The sequence below is a fragment of the Nocardiopsis sp. TNDT3 genome (assembly GCF_003427465.1).
Classification (GTDB): domain Bacteria; phylum Actinomycetota; class Actinomycetes; order Streptosporangiales; family Streptosporangiaceae; genus Nocardiopsis; species Nocardiopsis dassonvillei.
In genome coordinates, this window is sequence record NZ_QPFC01000385.1 from 1 (window position 1) to 4,685 (window position 4,685).

The 4,685-nt window shown below is 72.3% G+C and carries 3 protein-coding genes; 2 read left to right on the forward strand and 1 reads right to left on the reverse strand.

All coding sequences use genetic code 11. The annotated features are described in order from the left end of the window. Positions 1–273: 273 nt before the first annotated feature. Positions 274–1,770, reverse strand: a complete 1,497-nt coding sequence (gene gatB / locus DQW06_RS10220; protein ID WP_013151226.1) for an Asp-tRNA(Asn)/Glu-tRNA(Gln) amidotransferase subunit GatB — start codon at positions 1,768–1,770, stop codon at positions 274–276. A gap of 298 nt (positions 1,771–2,068) precedes the next feature. On the opposite strand from gatB, the gene DQW06_RS10225 reads away from it, so the two are divergent. Further along, positions 2,069–3,238, forward strand: a complete 1,170-nt coding sequence (locus tag DQW06_RS10225) for a thioester domain-containing protein (protein WP_013151225.1) — start codon at positions 2,069–2,071, stop codon at positions 3,236–3,238. A gap of 411 nt (positions 3,239–3,649) precedes the next feature. Then, the coding region (locus tag DQW06_RS10230; protein WP_117198353.1) for a thioester domain-containing protein at positions 3,650–4,685 on the forward strand (1,036 nt) is incomplete at its 3' end.

Below are 4,685 nucleotides of genomic sequence, written 5' to 3' on the forward strand. Positions count from 1 at the left end.
CCCCTCCGGTGCCCGCCCCGGCGCGTCGCGGCCCCGCGGGGCATCCGCCCCCGTTCTCCGGGCACGGCGCGGTTCCCGGAAGCGGGTCCCGGGCCCCTCCCGCCTACCCGGCAGCCCACGGCCCATGCAGGGTGCCACCCGGCACCGACAGAACGGGACGAACCGGGTGACAGACAGTACGGCCTCCCCGGAACGGCCGTCCGCCGCGGGGGGGGACGGACGGAGGGCACCGGGCACACGGGCCCGGTGCCGCACGGAGGCCGCCGTAACGGATCAGCTCGCGCCGAGTTTGGCCAGGATGAGCTCGCGGGCGCGTCCCGCGTCGGCCTGGCCCCGGGTCGCCTTCATCACTGCGCCCACCAGGGCTCCGGCCGCGGCGACCTTGCCGCCGCGCACCTTGTCGGCCGCGTCGGGGTTGGCGGCGATGGCCTCGTCCACGGCCGCGCCGAGGGCGCCGTCGTCGCTGACCACCTTGAGGCCGCGGGCCTCGACCACGGCGTCGGGCTCGCCCTCACCGGCCAGCACGCCCTCCACCACCTGGCGGGCGAGCTTGTTGGTGAGCGTGCCCTCGGCGACCAGGGCGATGACGCGCGCGACCTGCGCCGGGGTGATGGGCAGGGCGGCCAGCTCCACCTCCTGCTCGGTGGCGCGGCGCGACAGCTCGTTGAGCCACAGCTTGCGGGCCTCGGCCGACGGGGCGCCCTCGGCCACGGTCGCCGCGACCAGGTCGATGGCGTCGGCGTTGACCAGGTCGCGCAGTTCGGTGTCGGTGAGGTCCCACTCGGCGCGGATCCGGGCGCGCTTGGCGGCGGGCAGCTCCGGCAGGGTGGCGCGCAGCTCCTCCACCCACTCCTCGGAGGGCGCGACGGGCACCAGGTCGGGGTCGGGGAAGTAGCGGTAGTCCTGCGCCTCCTCCTTGGAGCGGCCGGAGATGCTGCGGCCGGTGTTCTCCTGGAAGTGGCGGGTCTCCTGCACGACCTTCTGCCCGGCGTCGAGCACACCCGCCTGGCGCTCGATCTCCGAGCGCACGGCCCGCTCGACCGAGCGCAGCGAGTTGACGTTCTTGGTCTCGCTGCGGGTGCCCCACTCCGAGGCGCCGCGCGGGTTGATGGAGACGTTGACGTCGCAGCGCATGGAGCCCTCCTCCATGCGCACGTCGGAGATGCCCAGGGAGCGGACCAGGTCGCGCAGCTCGGCGGCGTAGGCGCGGGCCACCAGGGGCGCCAGGTCGCCGGTGCCGGTGACGGGCCTGGTCACGATCTCCAGCAGCGGGATGCCCGCGCGGTTGTAGTCGACGATGGAGTAGTCGGCGCCGTGGATGCGGCCGGTGGCCCCGCCCACGTGGGAGGTCTTGCCGGTGTCCTCCTCCATGTGGACCCGCTCGATGTCCACGCGGAACACGCGGGGGCCGTCGGGGGTGTCGACGGTGACGTCGAGGTGGCCGTCGACGCAGATCGGCTCGTCGTACTGGGAGATCTGGTAGTTCTTCGGCATGTCCGGATAGAAGTAGTTCTTCCGGGCGAACCTGCCCCAGGGGGCGATGGAGCAGTTCAGCGCCAGGCCCAGCCGGATGGCGCCCTCGACCGCCTTCTCGTTGACGACCGGCAGGGAGCCGGGCAGCGCCAGGCAGACCGGGCACACCTGCGTGTTGGGGGCGGCGCCGAACGCGGTGGGGCAGGAGCAGAACATCTTGGAGGCGGTGCCCAGCTCGATGTGGGTCTCCAGGCCGAGCACGGGCTCGTACCTGGCCAGTGCCTGCTCGTAGGCCACCGGCGCAGGACCGCTGTTCGTGGCAGAACTGGGACGTACCGCGTGGGCCATCGCCGCAAACCCGCTTCCGTAGACGACATACCTTCCAGCTCAGCCTACCGAGCGCGCGGGAGTGGGGTGCCCGACAGCGGAGTCACGGCCGGGTCACCGGACATCACGGCCAGTACACGATTGGGACGCTGTCAGGGGAATGTCCGCTGCCACCGGGTGCCGGACCGTTAGTCTGGGTGGCCCAGGAAGACGATTTCGCCGGCGGCCCCGCACTGCGGCCGCCGCCTTCTCACGGGAGCGCACGAGCATGTCCGGCATCCTGCGTCGGTACGCCGCGCTGCTTTCCACCTCGGCCCTGATCGGCACCCTGCTGGGCGCCCCGGCGGCCAGCGCCGACGACTTCTCACGTGTGGACCGCGACCCCGTCGAGGGCGCGCCGCTCGTGCTCGCCGACGGCCGGGAGGCCGACACGGCGCTGTTCAGCCTGCGCGTGGCCGAACACGCCTCGGTCCGGGCCTACACGGTGACCGCGGACGAGGAGGTCCACCCGTACGCGGCCTACGTGGAGTCAGCGTGGTCGGACGTTCCGGAGTGGACCGAAACCCCGCAGGAAACGGATCCCGCCGACCGGGCGGACTGGATCGTCTCCCATTCCTATCCGACGGTCGGTCTGGAGTCCCTGCTGGAGGGGAGCGACCTGCCCCGGTTGGACGAGGCACGGGCGATCGCGGGCACCCAGGCCGCCCTGTGGCACGTGCTGGAGGGGGTGCGGCCGGACCCTGGCGCCAACGACCCGGGCGTCATGGCGCTGTACGACCACCTGGTGGAGGGCAGCGCGTCCGCGCCGGACAACACCGTCTCCCGGTCCCTGGCGGTGTCGCCGTCCCACGTGGAGGCGGTCGCCCCCGAGGAGCCGCTGGGGCCGTTGACCGTGCACAGCTCCGGAGCGGAGCCGGTGTCGGTGTCGGTGCGCGGCGCCCCGGCGTCGTGGCTGGTCGACGCGGACGGGGAGCAGGTCACGCAGCTGGGCGACGGCGAGCGGGTCTTCCTGGACGTGGACCCGTCGGTCCCGGCGGGCGTGGCGACCCTGCACCTGCACGGCCGGGACTTCCCGCTGCCGCAGGGGCGCCTGTTCACCGGCAGGGACGGCGTGCGCACCCGGTCCCTGGTGACCGCGGAGGCGGGTTCGGCGACGAGTTCGGCCACCGCGACGTTCACGTGGCACCCGGAGCAGACCGAGGAGCCGGTGGCCGCGGCGAGCCCGGAGCCCGTGCCGGAGGAGGAGCCCCCCGCCACCGAGGAGGCCGTCGAGGAGGAGGTTCCCGCCGAGGAGGTATCTCCCACAGCGGAGGACCGAATCCCCGAGGACGATCTGGCCCTCACCGGAACCTGGCTGTCCGGGCTGCTGGTGATCGCGGGGGCCCTGGTGGTATCCGGCCTGATCATCCTGGTTGTGGGACGTAAACGACGCGACTGACCGCGCTGGGGGACGCGGAAGTCCCGATTTCGTTGCATAGCTTTTGGACATAATGCGGATCTACCTGCGAGGAATTTTTTCCTGCCCGTATCCGGTCACATTTTCCGCGAACCAGCTTGGAAGTAGCGAAGGGGATCGCTAGTATCAGGCGAGCGTTGGCCCCCACGGCAAGCGCGACCGGCTCCCGCGTCACAGCGAGCCCCACCGGAAGATCGCGCCCACCCCACACGGCGCCACGATCCGACCCCGACGTGGTGACCCCCCGGAACGGGTGAACGCAGCAGGCGGCACCGGTTTTTCCCTCCGGCGACCGTCGCACCGTGGCCACCGCCGTCCGTCCCATCGGTTCCCGTCGTCCTTTGGGCGGACATCCTTCCATCCGGTTACCCCTAGAACACACCGGGACACAATTTGAGTATCTCCTCCCTCCCCCGCACCGTCGGCCGTACCGGCCTGGCGGCCACCGCAGCCGCGTTCCTGGCCTTCGGCCTGGCCGCCCCCGCGGCCGCGGACCCCGCGGAGACCTACGATGGTGCCGTCCGCGGGAAGTACATCGGCAACGCCGAGAACGGCGCCGACGTCCGCATGACCGGCGAAACCATCGGCACCCGCCTCTTCAACCTGGAGCTCGAAGACGGCACGGTCCTGACGACCTACTGCATCGACTTCGAGACCCAGATCCGCGGCGGCGCCTTCTACAACGAGGACGACTGGGCCAACTACCCCGGCAAGGGCGAGTTCGCCGCGCCCGCCAAGGTCCACTGGATCCTGCAGAACGCCTACCCGGCCCTGAGCGCCGAGGAGCTGGGCGCGGCCGCCGGTGTCGAGGGCCTGAGCCAGCGGGACGCCCTGGGCGCCACCCAGGCCGCGATCTGGCACTTCAGCAACGGCGTGGACCTCGAGGACGAGGGCAACTCCCAGGCTGTCAGGACGGTCTACACCTACCTGATCGAGAACGCCGAGGAGCTGCCGCAGACCGCCGAGCCCGCCCCGGCCCTGAGCATCACGCCGGGCACGGCCTCCGGCACCGCCGGCGAGACCGTCGGTGAGTTCCTCATCCAGACCAACGCCAGCTCCATCCCGGTGGACCTCCAGGCCCCCGAGGGCGTCCAGCTGGTCGACCTGGAGACCGGCGAGACCGTCACCGAGGTCGGCAACGGTGACACCGTCGGCTTCGCCGTCCCGGCCGACGCCGAGGCGGGCCAGGCCAGCTTCTCCCTGGAGGCCAGCGCGACCGTCGCGACCGGCCGCCTGTTCAAGGGGGACGAGGAGTCCCAGCCGACCCAGACCCTGATCACCGCCGAGGGCGGCGAGACCAGCGTGTCCGCGTCCGCCTCGGCCGACTGGACCGTGGGCGGCGGCGAGACCCCGCCGGAGTCCCCGGAGCCCAGCGAGCCGGAGTCCCCCGAGCCCAGCGAGCCCGAGAGCCCGGAGCCGACCCCGAGCG